This window comes from Anaerophilus nitritigenes (assembly GCF_004138215.1).
Lineage (GTDB): Bacteria > Bacillota > Clostridia > Peptostreptococcales > Thermotaleaceae > Anaerophilus > Anaerophilus nitritogenes.
On sequence record NZ_RYYS01000009.1, the window covers coordinates 90,492 to 115,012 of the forward strand.

Below are 24,521 nucleotides of genomic sequence, written 5' to 3' on the forward strand. Positions count from 1 at the left end.
TTATGTGCATCAAGGATAAACAGAAAGAGGTGTTTTGGTATGAGATTTAAAAAAATAATAGGAATACGAAAGAAAAAAGATTTAGAAAAAGAAAAACAGGAAAAGAACTCTAAAAAATTGCATATAAAGAATAAGTTCGCAAAATTTGGATGGAATCATATAAGAATAGGATATAAATATGGGTTAGTTTTGTTCATTGTAGGTATATTTTTTTTAACATCTACTTTTGTAACTATTCAAGCCCTTAACGATATAAAAGAAAATATAGATACACTAGACCAGGTAGGAAAAAGTGCATTAGACATTACAAAAATGGGATCTTTATTTAGAGAGAAGGATGCAAAGATTGGAGAATATATATTCTTTAAAAAAGATAGATACTTAGATGATTATAAAAAAGTAGATCAAGAATTTCAACAATCAGTTGAAGATGTAAAACTAATTATAAAAGATATAGAGAGCTTTGTGGATGTAGATGAATTAAAATTTTTGTATACTCATATTCAATCTAATGATGAAAAAATGGATGATATTTTACAAAAGGATATTATACCTGCTATTAAAGAAAATGATGATAGAAAAGTTATAGAGCCTAAAATTACTACAGCTTCTCTTAGACAAAGAACAATTTTGTTACTTGAAAAGATGAGAGAAATCGTACAGGAAACTAGAGGAAAGGCCATAGAAGAAGCACATACAAGTATGAAGAGAGCTACTTTTATTTTAATGATTAGTGTGGCATTATCTATTGTTTTGGGAAGTATTATTATGATCATTATAGGAAGAATGATCCGAAAAAATTTAGATAAGGTTATTCATGTAAGTGATGAAGCTGCAAAAGGAAACTTACTTGTGGAAAAAATTGATTATGAAGGAAAAGATGAAATAGGAAAATTATCAGCTTCTATCAATCAAATGGTAGGTAATTTAAGAGATATGATGAAAGACGTTATGAATGTATCAAATGAGGCAAATAATCAAACAGAAGCTTTTGGAAATATATCTGAAGAAGTGAGAAGGGGAAGTGAGCAAATTGCAGCTACTATGCAACAAATGGCAGTAGGAGCAGAAGAACAAGCAAATTCAGCTACAGAGATTGCACATGCTGTAAATCAATTGGGAAAATTAATAGAACAAACCCATGAAAAAGGAGAAGAATTAGATCAAAGTACAAGGGAAGTATTAGATATTGCTCAAGTTGGAAATCAACAAATTTTAGCATCTGTAGATCAAATATATGTTATTAATGATGTAGTTAAAGATTCTGTCAATAAAGTACAAAGATTAAATGAAAAAGCTCAAAATATTTCTCAACTTGTAGAAGTGATCAATCAAATATCAGATCAAACAAATCTATTAGCTCTAAATGCAGCTATTGAAGCAGCAAGAGCAGGAGAAGCAGGAAGAGGTTTTGCTGTAGTATCAGATGAAATAAGAAAATTAGCAGAGCAAGTAGGAGATTCTGCTACAGAAATTCGAGGAATTATAGAAGGAATACAAGAAGAATCACAAGATATGACAAAGTCTTTACAAGATGGATATAAGCAAGTAGAAACTGGAACAGAGCAAATTAAAAATACTGAAAAATCATTTCAACAAATTAACAATAAAGTAGAGGATATGGTATTAAGAATAGAAAAAGTATCTCAAAATTTAGATAAAGTATCTGAGCATAGTTTAGAAATAACCTCATCTGTTGAACAAGTAGCAGGTATTGCAGAAGAAAACTCAGCTTCTATTGAACAAACTTCTGCTTTAGCTCAAGAAGAAAATAGTGCTATGGATCTTATGAAAGAAGAAAATGATAAAATGATTTCACTGATTGAAAAATTAAGACATTCTATGAGTAAATTTAAAATATAGGTATATTTTCATTTAATATGAAAAAACTTATGAAGTAGAAGGAGTTTATGTCTTATATAAAGAAGTATACATAAATCGACATTTAATATGAATAGGATTGTTATTAGCTGTAAATTATTAAGTTATATTGTACGATAATATATTTAATGAGAAAATTTACAAAAAATATGAGGAGGTTGGATGATGGCAATTAGCTTACAAAAAGGACAAAAGGTAGATTTAACAAAAACTAATCCAGGACTTACGAAAGTATTAATAGGATTAGGATGGGATACAAATAAATATGATGGAGGACATGATTTCGATTTAGATGCAGCAGCTTTTATGCTAGGAGAGAATGGAAAAGCTTCAAGTGATAATGATTTTATCTTTTATAATAATTTAAAAGATCAAGCTCAATCTGTGATGCATCTTGGGGATAATCTTACAGGAGAAGGAGATGGGGATGATGAGCAAATTAAAATAGAGCTTTCTAAAGTTCCATCTCATGTGCATAAGATTGATTTTACAGTAACTATTCATGAGGCTACAGAAAGAAATCAAAATTTTGGACAAGTGTCTAATGCATTTATTAGAATTGCTAATGAACAAACAGGAGAAGAATTAATCAGATATGATCTTGGAGAAGACTTTAGTGTAGAGACTGCTGTTGTAGTAGGAGAACTTTATCGTCATAATGAAGAATGGAAATTTAATGCCATTGGAAGTGGATTTAGCGGAGGTCTTGCAGCTTTATGTCAAAACTTTGGAATCAATGTATAGCAGAGCCGTAAGGCTCTGTCTTTGTATAAAATAAAGGGAGGAATTTATTTGGATTATAAAATATTATATGAAGGAGCTTTTCCATTAGTAGAAGTAAATTTACAAAGAGGAGAAAATATAAAAGCTGAATCAGGAGCCATGGTATCTATGTCTAATACTATAGAAGTAGATGGACGTATGGAAGGAGGTCTTATGCAAGGGCTTGGAAGAATGCTTGCAGGAGAAAAGTTTTTCTTTCAAACTCTTGAGGCTACTAGAGGACCAGGAAAAGTACTCCTTGCAGCAACGGCTCCAGGAGGGGTTGTAGATGTAAATTTGGATGGATCATATAATCTTTCTGTACAAAAGGATGGGTTTTTAGCGGCTACATCAGGGATAGATGTTTCTAGTAAAATGCAAAATTTAGCAAAGGGATTATTCTCAGGAGAAGGATTTTTTATTGTGAAGATTAGTGGAAAAGGAACGGTATTTATAAGCTCTTTTGGAGCTATTCATCCTATTAATCTTTCTGAAGGAGAAGAGGTTATTATAGACAATAGTCATCTTGTAGCATGGCCTGAGTATATGAATTATACTATTGAAAAAGCGTCAAAGGGATGGATCTCAAGTATTACATCAGGAGAAGGACTTGTTTGTAGATTTAGGGGCCCTGGAACAGTGCTCATTCAAAGTAGAAATCCAGGAGCTTTTGGTGGGTGGATTAGACAATTTATGCCTGCTCAAAAATAAGAATTATATTTTTAGAGGAATTTTTTTAAAAAGTTAGAATTAATAATATTATATAAAAATTTATCATAAAAAGTCTTTGCTTAAAGGATTTATAATAGAGGAGGAGTAGTTATGGCAATTAATTTGCAAAAAGGCCAAAGAATCGATCTTACAAAAGGAAATAAAGGACTTTCTAAACTATTAATAGGGTTAGGATGGGATCCTATTGAAAGAGAAAAAAGTGGGGGATTTTTATCAGGTTTATTTGGAGGGAGTAGTGCGAGTGCAGATATTGATTGTGATGCATCTGTACTTATGTTAGATATCAATGGAAAGCTTTCGAGAAAACAAGATCTTGTTTATTTTGGAAACTTAAGAAGTATGTGTGGAAGTATTATTCACACAGGCGATAATCTTACAGGCGAGGGAGAAGGAGATGACGAACAAATCCTTGTGGATTTACATTTAGTTCCTCAAGAAATTCATAAATTAGTGTTTGTTGTAAATATTTATGATTGTATAAGACGCAAACAAGATTTTGGACTCATACAAAATGCTTTTATTCGTGTAGTGAATACAGATCATCAAGAAGAGTTAATCAGATACAATCTAACAGATAATTATGCAGGAAAAACTACACTTATTGTAGGAGAAATTTATCGTCACAATGCAGAATGGAAGTTTGCTGCTATTGGAGAAGGTACTCAAGATGCTTCATTAAGTGAAATTGTCAAAAAATATTAATTTATAGGAGGTATAAAATGGCTATTAATCTTACAAAAGGACAAAGGATTGATTTAACAAAATCTAATCCAGATTTAACAAAGGTTATTATAGGACTTGGATGGGATACAAATAAGTATGGAGGAGGACATGATTTTGATTTAGATGCATCTGCTTTTTTAGCAGGAGAGAATGGAAAAGTATTAAATGATGCAGACTTTGTATTTTATAATAATTTACAGGGTGGAAATGGATCAGTGATACATACAGGAGATAATAGAACTGGAGAAGGAGAAGGAGATGATGAACAGATTAAGGTTGATTTTACAAAAATCCCTGCACATGTTCATAAAATAGGTATTACGGTTACTATACATGAAGCAAATGAGAGAGGTCAAAATTTTGGACAAGTATCTAATGCTTATGTTCGAGTAGTGAATGAAGAGAATAATGAAGAAATTTTGAGATATGATTTAGGAGAAGAATTTTCAGTCGAAACAGCGTTAGTAGTTTGTGAGCTTTATAGACATGGCCAAGAATGGAAGTTTAACGCTATTGGAAGTGGTTTTAGTGGCGGGTTAGCAGATCTTTGCAGAAATTATGGTCTTTCCGTGTAAAAATAATAGAAACCTAACCTTGGGGTTTAGGTTTCTATTATTTTCTAATATAGAGGAGATGAAGTATGAGATATTTTAGTTATTTGACTAATGAAGAAGAAAAGTCTATTTTTTATAAACTTCCTGAAGATTTTCATAAAGAAAGTCCTAAAGAACTTCTTTCCTATGCTCTTGGAGGAACTCTTTACATGCCAGCTGTAAAAGAAAATATTGCAAAGGATTTATTATCCTTAAAACATCCTATTACATCTATGGTGATTTGTTTAGAAGATGCTATTGGAGATTTAGCTGTAGAAAAAGCAGAAAAAAAAGTAATAGAAGAATTTAAAATGATTGATGAAAGTGTAAAAAATGGGAAAATAGATATAAGAGATTTTCCTTTTATTTTTCTTAGAATAAGAAATAAAGAGCAAATGGTAAGATTATCTTATGAGTTGAAGGAATATAGTTCATATCTTATGGGATTTGTATTTCCAAAGTTTTCAGTAGAAAATGGATGGAGTTATTTTGAAAGTTTAAAAGAGGTTTGTAAGGAATTAGGGAAAAAATTTTATGCTATGCCTATTTTAGAAACAAAAGAAATTATATACAAAGAAAAAAGAATAGATACTCTTTTGAAGATCAAAGATATTTTAAGAGAAAATAAAGATTTGGTTTTAAATATAAGAGTCGGAGGAACAGATTTTTCAAGCATTTTTGGAATAAGAAGAAGTCCTAAAGTTTCTATTTATGATATTGTAGTCATAAGAGATTGTCTTTTAGATATTCTTAATTTTTTTATAAGAGAAGAGAATGATTTTGTAGTTTCAGGTCCTGTTTGGGAATATTTTTCGGATAATCATGTAAATGGATTTATAAAAGAAATTTTATTAGATCAGGAGAATGGATTTGTAGGAAAAACTATTATTCATCCAAATCAGCTAAAAGTAGTTCAAGCCCTTTATGCAGTAACTCATGAAGAATATATGGATGCTTTGAGTATTATAAAAAATCATAATGGAAATCTAGGAGTTGTGAAGAGTGAATATAAAAATAAAATGAACGAAATCAAGCCTCACTTAAATTGGGCAAAAAAGATACTAAAAAAATCGAAAATATATGGGGTGTATCATGAAGGAAAAAACTTTACCCACTTATGCAATAGAAAAGATTTATAATATGGATCAAGAAATATCTGTCAAAGTAAAAATAAATAAAAATATATATCATATTCCTATGGAAGCTCTTTTTTTGATGGCTGCAAGAAAAAATAAAAAAAGATCTTTCTTATTTGTTAGTAAAGTCTTAGGAAAGCATATTCCAGTTACACCTGGGGCTTCTCTTTTAACAAGTATGTTATTAGCCACTTGTTATTCAAAAGAAGTATATCATATCCATAAGTCATATGAAGAAGAAATCGCAAGAGGAATAATAAATCAAGAAGAAGCACCAAATATTTATGAAAAATTTAAAAAGGATAAAATAAATATAGATGAATCTATGTTATTTATTGGATTTGCAGAAACAGCTACAGCTTTAGGACATGGAGTGTTTGAATGTTTTGAGGGAGATATAGAATATATTCATACTACGAGAGAAAAAATTTTAGGAGTAGATCAGTCTATTGAATTTGAAGAAGAACATTCTCATTCTACTACCCATAGGTTATATCCTATAGAAGATAGGCTTTTTACATCAGATTGTCCTATTGTTTTTATTGATGATGAGATTACAACAGGAAAAACAATATTAAATATGATCAAAGAGATTCAAAAGATTTATCCAAGAAAACAATATGGTGTATTATCTATACTAGACTGGAGAAATCAAGAAAATATAAAAAAATATAAGTATCTTGAAAAAGAATTAGGAATAAAAATCAATACAGTATCTTTACTATCAGGAGAAATAGAAGTATCAGGAGAAGTAAAAAATGAAAATGATTTTTTACAAAATAAAAAAAAGAGTAGTCTAGATATAAATATAATAAAGCTTTCAGAAAATGAAAATTTATTTGAAAGTATTCTTTTATCTTCAGAGAATAGTAAACAAGATATAAATAATTGCCCTTATATAAAAGAAACGGCAAGATTTGGAATACATGAAAAAAACAATAAAAAACTAGATGCTTTATGTAAGAAAATAGGTAGTGACTTACAAAAAAAGAGGATAGGGAAGAGTACTCTTTGTCTTGGAACAGGAGAATTTATGTATATTCCCATGAAGATTGCTTCTTATATGGGAGAAGGTGTAAAGTATCATTCTACGACTAGAAGTCCTATTTATCCATTAGACCAAGATGAGTATGGAGCAAAAAATGTATATTCATTTGAAAGCTTTGATGATCCTTCTATTATAAATTATTTTTATAATGTTTCCTATGAAGAATATGATGATTTATTTATTTTTATAGAAAGAGAAATACCACAAAAAAAATTAGATTCTTTTATAGAAAGTCTCAAATATACAGGTATTTTAAATATTTCTTTTGTAGTTTGTGCCGATAATTATTATCATATTAAAAAACCTGATGCTATGGGAAGTTATAAAAAAGAAGATGTGATTTTTTTATTAAAAGATATAAGCTTGTCTATGAGAGAAAGAGGAACAAAGGATAGGGAAGAAGCAATACAAAGTGGAATACATTATTCAGAGATGCTTCCTATAGAGTATATGCCATCTTCTGAATATATGAATCTTTTTTATTCTTCTTTAAATAAATCATCTAAAAAAATTGCCAAAGCAGTAGGGATTGTAGCACAAAAGATCATAAACAAAAAAGGAAAAAATACTATACTCGTTTCATTGGCAAGGGCAGGAACGCCTATAGGAATTTTGATTAAAAGATATATTCTACATCATTATGGAGTAGATCTGCCTCATTATAGTATTTCTATTATTAGAGGAAAAGGAATAGATGAAAATGCTATAAAATATATACTTAAAAATCACCCTAACCAAGAAATACAATTTATTGATGGATGGACTGGAAAAGGAGCTATTGCAAAGGTATTAAAAGATGCATGTGAGAGTTTTAAAAATAAATATGGAGTATCTTTAGATGCTACATTAGCGGTATTAGCAGATCCTGGGCATTGTGCTTCCATATTTGGAACAAGAGAAGATTTTTTAATTCCAAGTGCATGTTTAAACTCTACTGTTTCAGGGCTTGTAAGTCGAACAGTTCATACAAAAGATTTGATTGAAGAAGATGATTTTCATGGAGCAAAATATTATAAAGAATTAAAAGAAAAAGATGTATCTAATTTTTTTATTGATGAGATTACAAAAGAATTTATTTATGTAGAACATAAAATAGATATAAACATAAAAGAAGAAAGTGTTCCAACTTGGGAAGGACTAAAAAATATAAAAAATATTCAAAAGGATTTTGGAATAGAGGATATTAATTTGATTAAACCAGGAATTGGAGAAACTACTAGAGTACTTTTAAGAAGAATTCCATGGAAGATTTTAGTTAAAGAAAAAGGACATCCAAATTTAGAACATATTGAACTTTTAGCAAAAGAAAGAAATGTTTTAGTAGAAGTATATCCTCATATGACATATGAATGTTGTGGGATTATAAAGACTTTAAAGGGTGATAAAAATGATCTTTGCAAGTGATTTAGATAGAACTCTTATATATTCTGAAAAATTTATTAAAGGTCTTTCCAAAGAGAAGATAGAGGTCGTGGAAAGAAAAAAAGAAGAGCCGTTATCTTATATGACAAAAGAGGCTGTGAAAAATCTTAAAAAGCTTCATGAAAAAATATTATTTGTTCCTGTCACTACTAGAAGCATAGAGCAATACAGAAGAATTCATTTGCTCAATCATATGAATATAAAATATGCTATTACAAGTAATGGAGGCAATATATTAATCGATGGATTAGTAGATAAAGAGTGGAATGATTTTATTAAGCGTACAATAAAAAAAGAATGTGTATCTTTTAAAGATGTATTTTTAAAATTTAAAGAAATAGAATCAAAAGAATGGGTTATAAAAAAAAGAGTAGCAGATGATTTGTTTATTTATTATATTGTTAACAAGAATTATATCCCTAAAGAATTAGATTCTTTTATAAAATGGTTAGAAGAAAGAAGTTTTAGGGTGTCTATTCAGGGAAGAAAAATGTATTTTGTTCCAAAGTGTGTATCAAAAGGGAAAGCTTTATCTTATATTAAAGAAAGAGAAGGGGATAAGGACGTGATTGCAGCAGGAGATTCTCTTTTGGATATTCCTATGTTAAAAATAGCAGATCACTCTATTTCTCCACCTCATGGAGAAATCTATCAAATAAAAGAAAAAATAGATTTTATAGATTTTACGAAACAAAAAGGAATTTTTGCTGGAGAAGAGATATTAAAAAAAGTAGAGGAAATTAGTCAAATTGAGAAGAGTTTATATTCTTTCTGAATAAAATATATTGTAAATATACTTAATATAAACACAAAAGCGACCCAATAGGTCGCTTTTGTGTTTTGGTTTAAAAAATATTACATTATTTTATTGATTTTCTGTTTGTATTGTTCATAAATAGATTGATGATACATATAAAAAAGAGTTGAAATTGAAATGATTATCATTTACAATTGATACAGAAGGACTAGAAAAATTTACTATATTATGAGAAGTGGAGGATGAAAGATGAATAAAATTTTAAAAAGAAGAATAGGTATTCAAAGTAAAGTGATTATAATTGCTATAATTTTGATTGCTATTCCTCTTATTATATTAGGACGAAATACTTATAAAAAATCAGTAGAAGTAACAGGAGAAGAATTACAGAGGTCTTCCTTAGCATATATTGAGCAGCTAGAAATTTCTATTAGAAATGAATTAAAAGGAGTAGATCAAATCCTTAGATTTATGAGTACAGATTCTATTTTTCAAGAAATTAAATACTCAGAATATACTTCTAATGAAATAATTTATCATTTTAAAAAATTAAAAGAAAGCAATCCTAATATTTTGAATTTGTATTTTGTAAAAACAGACAAAACAATTTATGATTATCCTGTTTCTTCTAGAGAAAATAATAATGATCTTACTCAAAGAAATTGGTATAAAGATGCTATAGAAAAGAAAGGAATGATTTGGACACAACCTTATGAAGATTTACATACACATGAATATGTAGTTTCTTTAGCTACTCCTATTTATGATGAAAATAATCAAGTTTTAGGAGTATTAGGGGCAGATGTGTCTATGGAAACGATAAATAACATGATGAAACATGTAAAAATAGGAAATAGAGGATATGCTTTTATAGTAAATGATGAATACAAAGTAATTGGTCATAAAAATAAAGATTGGATAGGAAAGAATTTTCCAGTTCAAAAAGTAATAGATGAAATAAAAAAGAATAAAACAGGAATAGTTACTTATTCATGGAAAGAAAACCAAGAAGAATATGAAAAATTTGCTGTATATACAAAATTAGAAGAGTTGAATTGGACAATCCTTGGAGGAATGTATATAGATGAAATTAAAGATAAGACGTATGTGATTTTGCATCATATTTTATGGATTGGAAGTATATCATTACTTTGTGCAATTTTTATTGCCTATTTGTTTTCAAACCATATGACAAAAGCAATAAAAATGTTAGTAGAGGGTATGCAAAAAGTGAGAGATGGAGATTTAAATATTTATGTACAAAGCAATAGAAAAGATGAAATAGGAACACTTGCTAAAAATTTTAATGATATGGTAGATCAATTAAAGAATTTGACAAAGAAGATTCAAGACGTGTCTATAGATGTAACCTCTTCTTCTCAAAATTTAGTAGCTACTTCTGAAATTACAAGTGCTTCTTTAGAACAAGTTTCATCTGCATCAGAAACTATTGCACAAGGAGCATCAGAACAAGCATTAGAGGCAGAAAAAGCAGCTCATCTTACTATGGATTTAGCAGAAGTTTTCAAAAAATTAATGGATCATATGGAATCTATTGACAGATCTTCTGAAGAAGCTATTCTTAGAGGGCAAGATGGAATAGAGGCCGTAGTGGAGTTGCAGGAAAAGACGAATACTACTCAAAGAGAAATAAATGAAATAGAAAGGGCTATTATGGATTTAGATACAAGAATTAAAACGATTGGAAAAATTTTAGATACTATAGATGCTATATCAGAGCAAACAAATTTATTAGCCCTCAATGCTTCTATAGAAGCTGCAAGAGCTGGAGAATCAGGAAGAGGCTTTGCAGTTGTGGCAGAAGAAATAAGGAAGCTTGCAGAGGAATCTAAAAATTCTTCTAATGGTATTAAAGATATTATTATGAACATTGAAGCAGAAAGTCAATATACTGTAAATACTATGAAAGAAGTAAAAGAAACTACATTAACCCAAACAGAAGGAGTAAACAAAGTCAATGAATCTTTTACAAGAATAGATAAGTCCATACAAGAAGTGACAAGGGATGTTGAAAATATTAAAATGGTAGTAGAAAAGTTAGATGGACAAAAAGATGAGATTGTAAGATCTATAGAAAATATTTCTTCTATTTCACAAGAGACAGCTTCATCATCAGAAGAAGTAAGTGCAGCAATCGAGCAACAAGCTATGGCTATGAAAGAAATTTCAGTAGCTTCAGATGAGTTAGATGAATTATCCATAAGTTTAAATGAAGAAATAGAAAAGTTTAAGATTTAATAAACCCCCTCAACGAATAACAAAATATTCCTTGAGGGGGTTTTACATATATTTCATTTCACAAAAAATTCTTCCTATTGATTAGTCGTTCATATTTCCGTATAATAAAGGAAAAAGACGATAATTGTAGAAAAATATCAAAAAATACAAAATAAAAGTTTGAAATGGACATGAATAAGGTGTAGCTTTAAATAATAATATGTTTGTATCTAGGGCTTAGGAAAGGATCAATAAGGGGGAAAATATGAAAAAATTTAAAAAAGATATAATTATTTTTATTTTGATAGGGATAGTCATTGGATTAGGGTTATTACAATATGGAGATTTAAAAAGTGAAAAAGAAAATATAAGTGCAGAGATTGTAGAACAAACTATATCTCAAATGTCTGAACTTGCTACGGCAAAGTATAATTACAAAAATGTAGTATCTTATGAAAATGTAAGGAAATTTAATGGTATAGAGGTGCCTTTTACAAAGAAATCATTTTTGATTGTGTATACAGGATATATAAAGGCAGGAGTAGATTTAAAGTCAGTAGATATAAAAATTAGTTCAAATGAAAAAATAGATGTAACTATAGATCAAGCAAGAATATTAGATCATGTGATCAATGAAGACGAAGTTACAGTTTATGACGAGGATTCCCGTCTTTTGAACCCACTAAAGATTGATGATGTAATGAAAGTATTAACAAAAGAAAAGACAAAAGTAGAAAAAGAAGTGATTGAAAAAGGATTCTTAAAAGAATCCAATGAGTATACAAAAAAATTAATAGAAACCAATTTAAATAATATGGGTTTTGAAAAAGTAAACATTCGTTTTAGATAATTATATAAAATCTCTTCTTTTGTAAACATAGAAGAGATTTTTATATAGAAAGGAGGAAATTATTTAATTTAACATATAATGGGTATTTTTATAAAAATAATGAAATTTTAAAAATGAAAAAGGGGGATTTTTATTGAAGAGCATAGGAAATAAACTGATTATTTATTTTTCAGTATTATTGTTAGTAGTCTGTAGTGGAATGGGGTGGTTTGCTCAGTATGAAGTAGCTAATGCAGTGATCTATGAATTACAAAAGACTCTACCTCAAAGTGCAAAGGAAGCAGGAGAACTTATTTATGCTCAAGTAGACAGACAATTTGAATTTTTAGAAGGAGTTGCAAGCCGTGATAGAATTTCTAATCCACAAAATGCAATAGAAGATAAAATCAATATCTTAAATGAAGCCACAAAAAAAGAAGAATATTTGAGGATGGGTGTAGCAGATCTAGAAGGAAATCTTTATTTGACAGATACATATGGAATCAATGGACAAGTAGTAAATATATCTAGTAGAGACTATTACAATACAGCACTACAGGGAAAAAGAGGAGTTATGGAGCCTACCATAAGTGTCAATCCAGATGACAATGGAGCTTTAGTCATGGTATATTCTGTACCCCTTTATTATAATGGAGTTATGACAGGTGCATTAATTGCTGTAGGAGATGGAAATTTTTTAAATAATGTTACAAATAAAATTGCTTTCGGACAAACAGGATATGCGTATATGATTAATAAAGACACAACGGTTATTGCACATAGAGATCCTAGTTTAGTAATAGAGGCAAAAAATATTATAGAAGAAGCTAAAAAAGATAAAGGATGGGAAGGTATAGGAACGCATGCTCAAAATATGCAAAACCAAGAAAATGGGTTTGGAGAATATTCATTTAGAGGGAAAGAGCTATATCTTGGATTTTCTCATATAAAAAATACAAATTGGATTGTAATTCTTACAGCAGATCAAAATGAATTACTTTCTATGCTACCTTCCCTTAAAAGAAAGGTAGTATTGGTTACACTCTTTATGTTATTGATAGGAATTGGCGTAGCATATTTCATTGGAAAAACAATTTCAAAACCTATTGTAGGAATCAAATATTATGCAGAAAAAATAGCTGATTTGGATGTTAGAGAAGATGTAGATGAAAAATATACAAAAAGAAAAGATGAGATTGGAATATTGGCAAATTCTTTTCAATTGGTGACTCATAATTTAAGAGAATTTATTGAACATATACAAAATTCTTCAGAGCAAGTAGCCAGTTCGTCAGAGGAGTTAAAGGCTACATCAGAACAATCAGCACTAGCCTCTGAACATGTAGCTACCGCTTCTACGGAAGTAGCATCGCATACAGGCAAACAGCTCAATGAAGTACTCAATGCTACTTCTGCTATGCAGCAAATATCTGCAAGTATTGAGGAAATATCCGCAACTTCTCAAGAAGTTAATCAATTAAGTAGTACTGTATATGAAAAGTCTAACATAGGGAAGCAAGAAATTAGTGGAGTGATTCTTCAAATGAATCATATTGGAAAGAGTACGAATGAAGTTCAAAATGCTTTGGCTCAAATTACAAATAGTTCTAAAAAAATTGATAATATTATTAATTTGATTCAAGATATTTCTCAACAAACAAATCTTTTAGCTTTAAATGCAGCCATAGAAGCTGCACGTGCAGGAGATGCAGGTAAAGGATTTGCAGTAGTTGCAGAAGAAGTAAGAAAGCTTGCAGAAGAAACTCAAAGAGCTACTGAGGACATTAATGATTTGATTAAAGAAAATGGAGATAATATTATTTATGCAGATCAAAAGATGAATGAAGGACTTATAGAAGTAGATAAAGGAATAGAGGCAGTACAAGGAACAGAAAAAACTTTTGGTGAAATTTCGTATTTGATAGATCAAGTAAATGATCAAATTGATACTATGTCAGAGTCTATTCGTCAAGTAGCAGAAGGTAGCCAAGACATTGTTTATTCTACTACTCAAATAGAAGAAACAAGTAAAGAAGTATCAAGTCAAATTCAAAATGTATCTGCTGCAGCTGAGGAACAAACAGCATCTATGGAGGAAATTGCATCAGCTAGTGAGAGTTTGTCAGAGCTTTCTATGGAACTTCAAGAATTGGTTAAAAAGTTTAAAATTTAGTATAATAAATAAGAGGCTGTATAATACAGGCTCTTATTTTTAATGAAAGGATAGATGAGTAGAATGAATGATTTAAAAACATATATAAAGTCTCACCCTATTTATGAATTAAAAGAAATAAACATAGATGATGTAATTATTGCTCAAAAGGTAAGAGATGCATGTATTCGAAATAAATGTGGACAATATGGAAAAAATTTTATGTGTCCTCCTTATGTAGGAGAAATAGAAGATTTTTCAAAAAAGTTAAAAGAATATAAAAGAGGCTTTTTAATAACGATTCAAGATTGTATAAAAGAACCTTCTGTCATGGAAGATTTTTATGTATCTGCTAGTAAGCTTCATCATATCCTTTTAGATATAGAAAATAAAGCAAAAGAGTTAGGCTATGATAAAGCTTATGCCTTGATTGGAGGAAATTGCAAATTATGCAAGGTATGTAATGCAAGACTGGGAAAAGATATTTGTAACGATCCTAAAAGGGCAAGACCATCTTTAGAAGCAGTAGGAATATCTGTAATAGATACTTGTAAAAAAGTAGGGATATCTATTGAATTTAAAAAAAATGAAGTCGTGTGGGTAGGCATGCTTCTTATATAAAAAACTTTTTATAATAAATAAAAGAAGAAATATTGAAAATAAACTGAAATCATTGTATAATATATAATTATATTCCATGAGGAGAAACATATTTATGAAAGTTATCCTAGATGGAATTTATTTTTTATCTGATTGCTTTAGTACGTTAAATTAAAAAAGTGAAAAGGGGAATGAAGAAATGTTGACAGATGGAATCAAAGAGTTATCACAAAAATATTTTGAAAGAATGAAAGAATTAAGGCATCAGTTTCATATGCATCCAGAGTTAGCTTTTGAAGAATATGAAACATCAAGGGTTGTAGCAGAAGAACTAAGGAAACTAGGAATACAAGTAAAAACCAATATAGCAAAAACAGGAGTAGTAGGACTCATAGAAGGTAAATATCCTGGAAAGACCGTTTTACTAAGAGCAGATATGGATGCTTTACCTATTGAGGAAGAAGCAGATGTTTCTTATAAGTCAAAAGTAAAGGGAAAAATGCATGCTTGTGGACATGATGGTCATACTGCAGGACTTTTAGGAGTAGCTATGATTTTAAATGAATTAAAAGATCAGCTCCATGGAAATGTAAAATTGGTTTTTCAGCCAGCAGAGGAAGATGATGGAGGAGCAAAACCTATGATTGAAGAAGGGATTTTGGAAAATCCAAAAGTAGATGCAGCTTTTGCATGTCACTTGATGGGATTTGTTCCAAAGAATCATATTATGGTCAAATATGGACCTATGATGGCAGCTCCAGATAAATTTGTATTTAAGATCATTGGGAAAGGTGGACATGCAGCTAGTCCTCATATGTGTATAGACCCTATTATGACTGCAGTACAAGCCATTAATAATATGCAATCTATTATTAGTAGAAGAGTAGATCCAGTAAAACCTGCTGTAGTTTCCTTTTGTACTATTCATGGAGGAGAAGGACATAATGTCATACCTAATGAAGTAGAGGTAGGTGGCACTATAAGAACTTTTGATGAAAAGATTAGGGAATGGATTCCAAAGACTATGAAAGAAATTTTAAAAGGAATTTGTTTAGGATGTGGCGCATCTTATGAATTTAAGCTGACAAAGCATTTTCCACCTTTAATCAATAATGATGAAATGACACATTTAGTAAAAGATTCTGCTCAAAAAATAATAGGACAAAAAAATATTCTAATTGCAAAAGAACCGAATATGGGAGGAGAAGATTTTGCTTATTTTGCTCAATCTGTACCTTCAGCTTTCTTTTTTGTAGGGATTGCACCTGATGAACAAAATCTGATACAAATGCATCACCCTAAATTTAGCTGGGATGATGAACATTTACTGATATCTTCTCAAATTTTATCACAGATTAGTATAGATTTTTTGAATCAATGGAAGGGATGACAAAAAGAAAGGAATGATCAAATGAAAGTAGAACAAGTAAAAAAGAAAAAGATATTTGAAAAAATATTTGAAAAATCTTTATCTTTTATTGAAACAGCAGGAAATAGATTACCTGATCCTATTACATTGTTTGTAATATTCTGTGGAGTTATTTTGCTAACTTCATATATAGGAGCAAAGATAGGGGTATCTGTAGTACACCCATCTACTAAAGAATCCATTCAAATAGTAAACTTAATAACAAAAGATGGACTAAGACAAATTGTTGGACGTATTGTAGGAAACTTTCAATCATTTCCTCCTTTAGGATTGGTATTAGTAGTTATGATTGGAGCAGGAGTAGCTGAAAAGTCAGGACTTATCAAGGCTGTTTTAGAAAATTCTGTTACCAAGGTTCCTAAAAATTTTATGACAGCTATGATTATATTAGTAGGAATTTTAGCTAATGCAGTGGGAGATGCTGGATTTATTGTTCTTCCTCCATTGGCTGCTATTATATTCTTAGGAACAGGAAGACACCCTTTAGTAGGATTATTTGCAGCTTATGCAGGAGTATCAGGAGGATTTGCAGCCAATCTTATGATTAATATGGCAGATGTGTTGGCAGCAAGTTTTACAATTCCTGCAGCTCAAATGATTGATCCAACTTATCAAGGAACTCCTGCCATGAATCTTTATTTTATTGCTGTATCTACTATTTTCCTTGTAGGGGTTGGTGTATGGGTAACAGAAAAAATAGTAGAACCACGATTTCCAAAATATGAAGGAAAAGATTTAGAAGAGCATACAAAAAGTTTAAGTGAAATTGAGAAAAAAGGATTAAAGTATGCAGGTTGGTCTGTACTTATTTTGATTTTGATGATTATAGGACTTTGTATTGGAAAAGATGCATTTATGCAAGATCCAAAGTCAGGGTCTATACTAGCTTATGAATCTACCTTGATGCAAGGAATTATACCTATTGTAACACTTGTATTTTTAATTCCAGGGCTTATATATGGAAAGATTATAGGCACTATTAAGACAGATAAAGATGCAACAGCTATGATGGGATCAGCTATGAGTGATATGGGTCCTTATATTGTTTTGGCATTTGTAGCATCACAGTTTTTAGCATATTTTAAATGGAGTAATGTAGGAATTGTCCTTTCTATTAAAGGAGCAGAATTTTTAAAAAATGCAGGAATGACAGGATATGGACTCATCATTGGATTTGTTTTTATCTCTTGTTTGATCAATATATTCGTAGGAAGTGCTTCAGCAAAGTGGGCAATAATGGCACCTGTATTTGTACCTATGTTTTTACTGTTAGGATACGATCCAGCTTTGACTCAAATGGCTTATCGTATAGGAGATTCTATTACAAATACTATTAGTCCGTTATTTCCGTATTTTCCAATTCTTCTTGCATTTATTAATAAATATGATAAAAATGCAGGAATGGGTACAGTCATTGCCAATATGATTCCTTATTCTATAGCTTTTGGAGTTTTGTGGACGATTTTATTAATTGTATTTATGATTATAAATATACCACTAGGACCAAATTCAGGAATTTATTATTTACTTCAATAAAAACAGCTCAAAAGATTTAAATCTTTTGAGCTGTTTTTTAAATACTATTAAATATGTTTTTGTATTCTTCGAAAGTCAAAGATTGAGGTCCATCGCTTAAAGCTTTATCAGGATTTGGATGAACTTCTACCATAATACCATTGGCTCCTGCTGCAATAGAAGCTTTTGTCATAGGAGCAATAAGTTTTTTGATACCTGTTCCATGACTTGGATCCACGATAATAGGAAGACCTGTTTCTTCTTTCATGATAGGAATACAAGATAAATCTAATGTGTTTCTTGTATAGGTTTCAAAGGTTCTTATACCTCTTTCACAAAGGATAATTTGATTATTTCCATTAGATGCAATATATTCAGCGGCCATAATCCATTCTTTGAGGGTAGCACTCATTCCTCTTTTTAAAAGAATAGGTTTATTTACTGTCCCTAATGTTTTTAAAAGAGGGTAGTTATACATATTTCTAGATCCAATCTGAATCATATCTACATATTCTAAAGCAATATCTAGATATTTTTCTTCCATAATTTCTGTAACAATAGGAAGATCTACTTTATCTCCAGCTTCTTTTAAAAGCTTTAGTCCCTCAACTTCAAGACCTTGAAAGTCATAAGGGCTTGTTCTTGGTTTAAATACTCCACCTCTTAAAATGTCTACTCCAATTTTTTTTAGAGTGGTTGCAGATTCAAATATTTGTTCTTTTGATTCTACAGAACAAGGACCTGCGATCCAAACAGGAGGATGATTTGCTCCTATTTTTATATTTTTTATAGAGACAATAATCTCTTTTCCTGTTAATATACGTGCATTATTCATAACAAACCTTCCTAATCTCTTCTTTTTTCATATTTTTTACAATATCTTTGATAGGCTTTTGATCAATCATTAAATCTTTATTGATTTCTAATAAAGGAATCATAACAAAAGCTCTTTCAATCATCCTAGGATGAGGAATAGTTAATTTTTCATCATTCATATAGATATTTTCATAAAGTAAAATATCTATATCTATCGTTCTAGGACCCCATCTTATGATTCTCTTTCTTTTTAATTTTTGTTCAATTTCTTGACAATATAAAAGAAGTTCATAAGGGTTTAAGGAGGTTTCAATTTGGATAGCCATATTTAAAAACCAGTCTTGATCTGTATATCCTACAGGTTCTGTTTCGTAATAAGAAGATACAGAAACGATGTGTACAGATTCACTTTCTAAATATTTTAAAGCATTTTCTATATTTTCTTTTTTATTTCCCAAATTACTTCCTAAACTTAAATAGGCCTTATTCATTTCTTTTTCTCCTTATTTCAACTCCCATATAATCAAATATTCCTTCTACAGGAGCTTGAGGTTTTTTAATGATAGTATGGATCTTTTGTACTAATGGAAAAGAAGTAAAAATTTCTTTTGTAATATTTTCAGCTAAAGCTTCTATTAAAGAAAATCTTTTATTTTCCACGATTTCTTTTACTAATATATAAACTTCTCCGTAATGAATAGTATCTTTTACAGAGTCTGTTTGACCTGCTTTTTTTAAATCTGCACAAAGCTCTATATCTATAAAGAATTTTTGACCTAATTTATTTTCCTCAGGCAATGCACCGTGATAGCCATAAAAGCTAAGGTTTTTCATGATTATTTTATCCATGATAATCACCCTTTATAATGGCATCAGCTACTTTTACAGCTCTTATATTTTCAACGATATCATGAACTCGTAGTATATCGACACCCTTCATTATTCCTATAACGGATGTAGCAATGGTTCCTTCCACCCTCTCTTTTGGAGGAAGATCAAGAATTTTCCCGATCATGGATTTTCTAGAGGTTCCTAATAAAATAGGATAGCCCATATTTTTTATTTCATCTAGTCTTGAAATGACATGTATATTTTGCTCTGATGTTTTCCCAAAACCAATTCCTGGATCTAAGATGATATTTTCTTCTTTAATACCAGCTTGCGTTCCTATATGAATAGATTTTTCAAAAAAAGAGCAAATTTCTTCTATGATATCTTTTTTATATTCAGTTGTGTCTTGATTGTGCATAATAACAATAGGCACATTATATTTTGCAACTATTTTAGCCATATTAGGATCTTTTTGAAGCCCCCATATATCATTGATCATATGAGCGCCTACTTTTAGTACTTCCTCTGCTACACTAGCTTTATAGGTATCTACAGAAATGGGAGCATTTACTTCTTTGACAAGTTTTTTGACTATAGGAAGTACTCTTTTTAATTCTTCTTCACTACTTACTTTTGTATGTCCAGGTCTTGTAGATTCTCCACCGATGTCAATAAAATCTGCTTGATTTAAAACCATTTCCTTTGCATGATCTATAGCATCTTCTACATTTATATAGTCTCCTCCATCTGAAAAAGAATCAGGAGTTACATTGAGAATACCCATGATATATGTTTTTTTTCCTAATGGAAAATTATAATCTCTACATCTGATACCCATTATTATTCCCCCTTACCATTTGATTAATGAAAGAGCTTCTGATCTGGCTTTAACATCTTTTTGAAAAAGACCTCTTACAGCAGATGTAACTGTTTTAGATCCGGGTTTTTTAATTCCTCTCATAGTCATACACATATGTTCAGCTTCTACTACTACAATGACTCCATAGGGGTTTAAATTTTGTACTAAAGCATCTGCAATAGAAGCAGTAAGTCTCTCTTGCAGTTGAGGTTGTTTTGCCACGGTATCTACAACTCTTGCCAATTTACTAAGGCCTGTAAGCTTTCCGTCTCTAGGAAGATAACCTACATGAGCTTTTCCAAAGAAAGGTACAAAATGATGTTCACACATAGAGTAAAAAGGAATATCTTTTACCAAAACCAATTCATCATGTTTTTCTTCTTGAAAAAATATTTCCAAGTGTTTTTTTGGATCGTCATGAAGACCTGAAAATATTTCTTCATACATCTTAGCAATTCTTTTAGGTGTATCTTTTAGACCTTCTCTATCAGGATTTTCTCCAATAGCTAATAAAATTTCACGTACAGCTTTTTCTATTCTTGGCTTGTCCATATAAATCCCTCTTTTCTAAAGAATTAATAAGTTAAAATAGGCTTTTCTTGATTTATAAAATTTTTGCAATTTTGTATGGCTTTACAAGTAAAGCAGTTACGAGAAGATTTATCACTTTCATAGATGATTTCATCTAGTAAAGTCTTTTGTAAGTCTTTTTGCCTATGAGCAAATATGGCATGAATAATTTGTTTAGATTCCTTTTGATTAAAATCTGTTTGAATCAATATATTTTCTGATAGTTGTGCACTGACTATAGCATGATCTGTTTTATCTTTATATTCTTTCCATCTTCCTATATCGTGAAGCAGTGCTGCTGCATAAATAATTTCCTTGGGAATAGAAAGTTTTTTTTCTAAGTTTAGTATATATGCAATTCTAGCTACATCCAAAGCATGAGATAAATCATGATGACAAAATACACGTTTTTTTTCTGCTTCTTCATTTTGTTTAAGATAGCTTATATATTCTGAATTTGTAAGTATTTTATTGATTCGATTCATGAAAGTATTCAATCCTTTCTATTTACATCTATTATATATATTCTTCTATATTCTATCAACTTATGTAAAAGAATATATAGTGTTTTTTTAATGTCTCTGAAATAATAGTAGATTCTATTTCATTTAGTATTTTTTGTACAATAATTTTATACTAGGGAAAGCAGAAATGATTTGCAATAAAAAATAAAATTAAATAGGACCTAAGACCTATTTAATTAGGCTTATAGACAAGTTATAATTTATTGAAAATGATTATCGTTTTCAATAAATTATAACTTGTTGTATTTTATAGAAAACGATAAAATCACATTTTAATAAGGAGGAGTTTATATTGCAAGTAAAAAACATATTTAATAAAAAAATGTTTCTACTGTTATCTTTTTCTATGCTATTAATTTCATTTATGGGAATGAATACATGGGCAGCTTCTGATTTTGCATCTGGGGATGGTTCTAAAGAAAAACCTTATGAAATTAAAACGGAAGCACAATTGAATAAAATTCATGATCATTTAGATAAGAATTTTATTTTAACATCAGATATTATACTAACAAAAGATTTTGAACCTATTGGAACTTACGAAAAAACAAAAGATGGAATAGATACGGCAAAAGCTTTTACAGGTTTTTTTGATGGAAATGGTCATAGTATATCTAATTTGGTGATCAATCAAGGAAATAAAGATTATATTGGTTTTTTTGGAGTTGTATCTGGAGATCATCAAAAAAAGGCAATTATTAAAAATCTCAATATTTCTGGGAGTAAAATAAATGGAGCGAATAATGTGGCTGCTATTGTTGGTTTTGCATATGATAATGTAGATATTGAGAATGTACATTTGATAGATTCTAATTTAATAGTAGGGAAGGATTCTATAGCAGGTATTGTTGGAAAAACAGAAAAATCTGTTCGTATTCATAATAGCTCTTCACGTTGTGAGATAAAAGGAGAAGAAGGATTAGGTGGAATAATTGGTTTTATTTCTAAAGATACTATTGTTAGCAATAGTAATACAAATAGTAAAATTACTGGTGTAGGTCATATTGGAGGGTTTGCTGGTAGAGTGTATGGGAAAATTGATCATTCTTTTGCCAATGCAATTGTTATAGCTGTTGGGGATGATCATGATGCAGCAGGTTTGGTAGGAACGTTGTTTAATGGAGGAAAAATAAGTGATTGCTATGCATTAGGAAAAGTAAAAGGATTTACTAATGTGGGAGGTCTTGTAGGTAGAACGCTTAACTATTATCCTGAAGGAATAGTACCTCCTAATCCAAAACCAAGTCCATCTATTATCAACTCATATGCTGATGTAGAAGTACAAGGAGTTTCTTTAGTAGGTGGATTGATAGGATATATAAAAGAAAATTCAATAGTTGAAAATTGTTATGCTTTAGGCAATATAACTTTGATTGAAGATGTGAAACCCATAGACTCAGTAGCTGTAGGAAGTCATGGTGGAGGTTTAATAGGTAAAGTAGATGCAAGTAGTAAGATCATAGGGTGCAGAAGTTTTGGATCAGTATCAGGTGATGAAGGTATTGCAGGGTTAGTTGGATTTTTAGGGGATGGATGCATTATTAAGAATAGTTCTTCGAGTAGCAATGTAACAGGTAAAGGTCATATAGGAGGCTTAGTTGGGCGATGCTATGGAAATATTGACAATTGCTACACAACTGGAAATATAACATTAATTGGAGATGATCATGACGCAGCTGGTATTGCAGGAACTTTATTTAATAATGGTTCAGTTCAAAATTCTTATGCAATAGGTACAATTAGTGGACATGAAAATATCGGGGGAATTGTTGCTAGAACTATTGTTTATTACAAAGAAGGGGAAAATGTTCCTGCTACAATACCTACTCAAAAGATATACAACTGTGAGTTTTATGGATCTGTAAAAGGTGATCTAAATGTAGGAGGTATTGTAGGGTTTGCACAAAAAAACGCTAATATTATTGAAAATAAAAATTATGGATACATATCAAGTAAAGACCAATCAACTTTGGGATGGATCGCAGGGAAAGTAGATAAAGGTGCTGTTATCCATTAAAAATTAATTTACTAGTGTAAAGGTTTTGCTTTTGAGACAAGTTAGAAACAAATAAAATCACAATCTTGCAATAATCTGCTAGAGGGTGATTTTATTTGTTTTTAAAATAAGCTTTTTTACTCTTTGTGAAATTGTATACTTTATAAAATTTTGGATAAATATATGTTAGAATATACATAAGAAAAGAAACGAATAAAGAAGGGTAGTGGATTGTTACATGAAAAATATCAAATTAGAAATAGAATATGATGGAAGTAGATATAATGGATGGCAAAAGTTAGGGAATAATCAAAATACCATCCAAGGAAAAATAGAAGAAGTACTTTCTAAAATGACAAAAGAAAATATAGAAATTATAGGATCAGGAAGAACAGATGCAGGAGTTCATGCTATATCTCAAATCGCAAATTTTAAAACAAGTACAGATATGAACATATATGAAATCAAAGATTATTGTAATGAATATCTTCCACAAGACATTGTAATCAAAAGAATAGAAGAAGTAGATGAAAGGTTTCATGCAAGATACAATGCGAAAGGGAAAAAATATCTTTATAGAATATGGAATGGACATACGCCAACAGCTTTTCATAGGAAATATACTTACTATATAAAAGAACCTCTTTATATAGATCGTATGAAAAAAGCTAGTAAATATTTTATTGGGGAACATGATTTTAAATCTTTTTGTTCGTCTAAGTCTAAAAAGAAGAAAACGGTAAGAGAAATTTATGAAATAGACATAGAGAAAATAGGACCAGAAATAAACATAGTATTTTATGGAAATGGATTTTTATATAATATGGTTCGAATTATAGTAGGAACTTTGATAGAAGTTGGACAAGGAAAAAGAGATATTCATTCTATTGAAGAAATATTAAACTTAAAATCTAGAGAAGAAGCAGGAGTAACTGCACCAGCTCAAGGACTTTTCTTATACGAGGTATACTATGATTAAGGATTTGTAGAAAAAACTACAAATCTTTTTTTGTGTATAGGTAAAATTAATGAAGTTATAGAGAATATATATGAGGATAATTATTGACAAATCCTATCAAAAAAAATATAATGAAATAGTTTTAGTCCT

The 24,521-nt window shown here is 30.0% G+C and carries 22 protein-coding genes; 16 read left to right on the top strand and 6 right to left on the bottom strand.

The features are described 5' to 3' along the window. Positions 1-39 precede the first annotated feature (39 nt). From EK368_RS00880 to EK368_RS00945, 14 genes are all read left to right on the top strand, one after another. Positions 40-1,863, top strand: a complete 1,824-nt coding sequence (locus EK368_RS00880) for a methyl-accepting chemotaxis protein (protein ID WP_129595842.1) — start codon at positions 40-42, stop codon at positions 1,861-1,863. Between the two features lie 183 nt (positions 1,864-2,046). After that, entirely contained in the window at positions 2,047-2,625 is a 579-nt protein-coding gene (locus EK368_RS00885; RefSeq protein WP_129595843.1) for a TerD family protein, read from the top strand. A 48-nt stretch (positions 2,626-2,673) separates the two neighbouring features. Further along, positions 2,674-3,354 carry a TIGR00266 family protein gene (locus tag EK368_RS00890; protein WP_129595844.1) on the top strand — a complete coding sequence of 227 codons (681 nt, stop codon included), beginning with the start codon at positions 2,674-2,676 and terminating at the stop codon, positions 3,352-3,354. A 111-nt stretch (positions 3,355-3,465) separates the two neighbouring features. Continuing rightward, positions 3,466-4,077: a TerD family protein gene (locus EK368_RS00895; protein ID WP_129595845.1), complete on the top strand. Its 612-nt coding sequence runs from the start codon at positions 3,466-3,468 to the stop codon at positions 4,075-4,077. Between the two features lie 17 nt (positions 4,078-4,094). Further along, entirely contained in the window at positions 4,095-4,673 is a 579-nt protein-coding gene (locus EK368_RS00900) for a TerD family protein (RefSeq protein WP_129595846.1), read from the top strand. 65 nt (positions 4,674-4,738) lie between these two features. Continuing rightward, complete coding sequence (locus EK368_RS00905) at positions 4,739-5,830, top strand: HpcH/HpaI aldolase/citrate lyase family protein (RefSeq protein WP_129595847.1); 1,092 nt, start codon at positions 4,739-4,741, stop codon at positions 5,828-5,830. Continuing rightward, positions 5,784-8,279 (top strand): phosphoribosyltransferase domain-containing protein, encoded by a 2,496-nt coding sequence (locus EK368_RS15310; protein WP_129595848.1) that lies wholly within the window; start codon positions 5,784-5,786, stop codon positions 8,277-8,279. Before EK368_RS00905 ends, EK368_RS15310 begins: the two co-directional genes overlap by 47 nt. Continuing rightward, a complete protein-coding gene (locus EK368_RS00915) occupies positions 8,263-9,072 on the top strand; it encodes an HAD family hydrolase (RefSeq protein ID WP_129595849.1) in 810 nt (269 codons plus the stop codon). The genes EK368_RS15310 and EK368_RS00915 overlap by 17 nt, the downstream gene beginning before the upstream one ends. Before the next feature lie 231 nt (positions 9,073-9,303). Further along, positions 9,304-11,313 carry a methyl-accepting chemotaxis protein gene (locus EK368_RS00920; protein ID WP_129595850.1) on the top strand — a complete coding sequence of 670 codons (2,010 nt, stop codon included), beginning with the start codon at positions 9,304-9,306 and terminating at the stop codon, positions 11,311-11,313. Positions 11,314-11,557: 244 nt separating this feature from the next. Beyond that, positions 11,558-12,142 (top strand): DUF4230 domain-containing protein, encoded by a 585-nt coding sequence (locus EK368_RS00925; RefSeq protein WP_129595851.1) that lies wholly within the window; start codon positions 11,558-11,560, stop codon positions 12,140-12,142. 133 nt (positions 12,143-12,275) lie between these two features. Continuing rightward, a complete protein-coding gene (locus EK368_RS00930; RefSeq protein ID WP_129595852.1) occupies positions 12,276-14,294 on the top strand; it encodes a methyl-accepting chemotaxis protein in 2,019 nt (672 codons plus the stop codon). Positions 14,295-14,357: 63 nt separating this feature from the next. Next, entirely contained in the window at positions 14,358-14,894 is a 537-nt protein-coding gene (locus tag EK368_RS00935) for a DUF2284 domain-containing protein (protein WP_165000271.1), read from the top strand. A 178-nt stretch (positions 14,895-15,072) separates the two neighbouring features. Then, positions 15,073-16,263, top strand: a complete 1,191-nt coding sequence (locus EK368_RS00940) for a M20 metallopeptidase family protein (protein WP_202976400.1) — start codon at positions 15,073-15,075, stop codon at positions 16,261-16,263. 21 nt (positions 16,264-16,284) lie between these two features. After that, a complete protein-coding gene (locus tag EK368_RS00945) occupies positions 16,285-17,838 on the top strand; it encodes an AbgT family transporter (RefSeq protein ID WP_129595854.1) in 1,554 nt (517 codons plus the stop codon). Between the two features lie 37 nt (positions 17,839-17,875). Here EK368_RS00945 and aroF read toward each other — a convergent pair whose 3' ends face one another. From aroF to EK368_RS00975, 6 genes are read right to left on the bottom strand one after another with little or no spacing between them, the layout of a single operon-like run. Then, complete coding sequence (gene aroF, locus EK368_RS00950; RefSeq protein ID WP_129595855.1) at positions 17,876-18,652, bottom strand: 3-deoxy-7-phosphoheptulonate synthase; 777 nt, start codon at positions 18,650-18,652, stop codon at positions 17,876-17,878. After that, positions 18,645-19,124, bottom strand: a complete 480-nt coding sequence (folK, locus tag EK368_RS00955) for a 2-amino-4-hydroxy-6-hydroxymethyldihydropteridine diphosphokinase (protein ID WP_129595856.1) — start codon at positions 19,122-19,124, stop codon at positions 18,645-18,647. The genes aroF and folK overlap by 8 nt, the downstream gene beginning before the upstream one ends. Continuing rightward, positions 19,117-19,482: a dihydroneopterin aldolase gene (folB, locus tag EK368_RS00960; RefSeq protein ID WP_129595857.1), complete on the bottom strand. Its 366-nt coding sequence runs from the start codon at positions 19,480-19,482 to the stop codon at positions 19,117-19,119. Before folB ends, folK begins: the two co-directional genes overlap by 8 nt. Beyond that, positions 19,475-20,302, bottom strand: a complete 828-nt coding sequence (folP, locus tag EK368_RS00965; protein WP_129595858.1) for a dihydropteroate synthase — start codon at positions 20,300-20,302, stop codon at positions 19,475-19,477. Before folP ends, folB begins: the two co-directional genes overlap by 8 nt. A 12-nt stretch (positions 20,303-20,314) precedes the next feature. Next, positions 20,315-20,875 carry a GTP cyclohydrolase I FolE gene (folE, locus tag EK368_RS00970; RefSeq protein ID WP_129595859.1) on the bottom strand — a complete coding sequence of 187 codons (561 nt, stop codon included), beginning with the start codon at positions 20,873-20,875 and terminating at the stop codon, positions 20,315-20,317. A gap of 23 nt (positions 20,876-20,898) precedes the next feature. Beyond that, positions 20,899-21,378, bottom strand: a complete 480-nt coding sequence (locus EK368_RS00975) for an HD domain-containing protein (RefSeq protein WP_129595860.1) — start codon at positions 21,376-21,378, stop codon at positions 20,899-20,901. Between the two features lie 331 nt (positions 21,379-21,709). On the opposite strand from EK368_RS00975, the gene EK368_RS00980 reads away from it, so the two are divergent. Further along, positions 21,710-23,434 carry a GLUG motif-containing protein gene (locus EK368_RS00980; protein WP_129595861.1) on the top strand — a complete coding sequence of 575 codons (1,725 nt, stop codon included), beginning with the start codon at positions 21,710-21,712 and terminating at the stop codon, positions 23,432-23,434. A 217-nt stretch (positions 23,435-23,651) separates the two neighbouring features. Beyond that, positions 23,652-24,392: a tRNA pseudouridine(38-40) synthase TruA gene (truA, locus tag EK368_RS00985; protein ID WP_129595862.1), complete on the top strand. Its 741-nt coding sequence runs from the start codon at positions 23,652-23,654 to the stop codon at positions 24,390-24,392. Positions 24,393-24,521: the final 129 nt, after the last annotated feature.

Coding starts and splice junctions, on each gene's coding strand:
- aroF (WP_129595855.1), bottom strand. CDS start 18,652: ATGAATAATGCACGTATATTAACAGGAAAAGAGATTATTGTCTCTATA.
- folB (WP_129595857.1), bottom strand. CDS start 19,482: ATGGATAAAATAATCATGAAAAACCTTAGCTTTTATGGCTATCACGGT.
- EK368_RS15310 (WP_129595848.1), top strand. CDS start 5,784: ATGAAGGAAAAAACTTTACCCACTTATGCAATAGAAAAGATTTATAAT.
- EK368_RS00935 (WP_165000271.1), top strand. CDS start 14,358: ATGAATGATTTAAAAACATATATAAAGTCTCACCCTATTTATGAATTA.
- EK368_RS00925 (WP_129595851.1), top strand. CDS start 11,558: ATGAAAAAATTTAAAAAAGATATAATTATTTTTATTTTGATAGGGATA.
- EK368_RS00905 (WP_129595847.1), top strand. CDS start 4,739: ATGAGATATTTTAGTTATTTGACTAATGAAGAAGAAAAGTCTATTTTT.
- folK (WP_129595856.1), bottom strand. CDS start 19,124: ATGAATAAGGCCTATTTAAGTTTAGGAAGTAATTTGGGAAATAAAAAA.
- folP (WP_129595858.1), bottom strand. CDS start 20,302: ATGGGTATCAGATGTAGAGATTATAATTTTCCATTAGGAAAAAAAACA.
- EK368_RS00915 (WP_129595849.1), top strand. CDS start 8,263: ATGATCTTTGCAAGTGATTTAGATAGAACTCTTATATATTCTGAAAAA.
- EK368_RS00885 (WP_129595843.1), top strand. CDS start 2,047: ATGGCAATTAGCTTACAAAAAGGACAAAAGGTAGATTTAACAAAAACT.
- EK368_RS00975 (WP_129595860.1), bottom strand. CDS start 21,378: ATGAATCGAATCAATAAAATACTTACAAATTCAGAATATATAAGCTAT.
- EK368_RS00880 (WP_129595842.1), top strand. CDS start 40: ATGAGATTTAAAAAAATAATAGGAATACGAAAGAAAAAAGATTTAGAA.
- EK368_RS00940 (WP_202976400.1), top strand. CDS start 15,073: ATGTTGACAGATGGAATCAAAGAGTTATCACAAAAATATTTTGAAAGA.
- truA (WP_129595862.1), top strand. CDS start 23,652: ATGAAAAATATCAAATTAGAAATAGAATATGATGGAAGTAGATATAAT.
- folE (WP_129595859.1), bottom strand. CDS start 20,875: ATGGACAAGCCAAGAATAGAAAAAGCTGTACGTGAAATTTTATTAGCT.
- EK368_RS00945 (WP_129595854.1), top strand. CDS start 16,285: ATGAAAGTAGAACAAGTAAAAAAGAAAAAGATATTTGAAAAAATATTT.
- EK368_RS00900 (WP_129595846.1), top strand. CDS start 4,095: ATGGCTATTAATCTTACAAAAGGACAAAGGATTGATTTAACAAAATCT.
- EK368_RS00895 (WP_129595845.1), top strand. CDS start 3,466: ATGGCAATTAATTTGCAAAAAGGCCAAAGAATCGATCTTACAAAAGGA.
- EK368_RS00920 (WP_129595850.1), top strand. CDS start 9,304: ATGAATAAAATTTTAAAAAGAAGAATAGGTATTCAAAGTAAAGTGATT.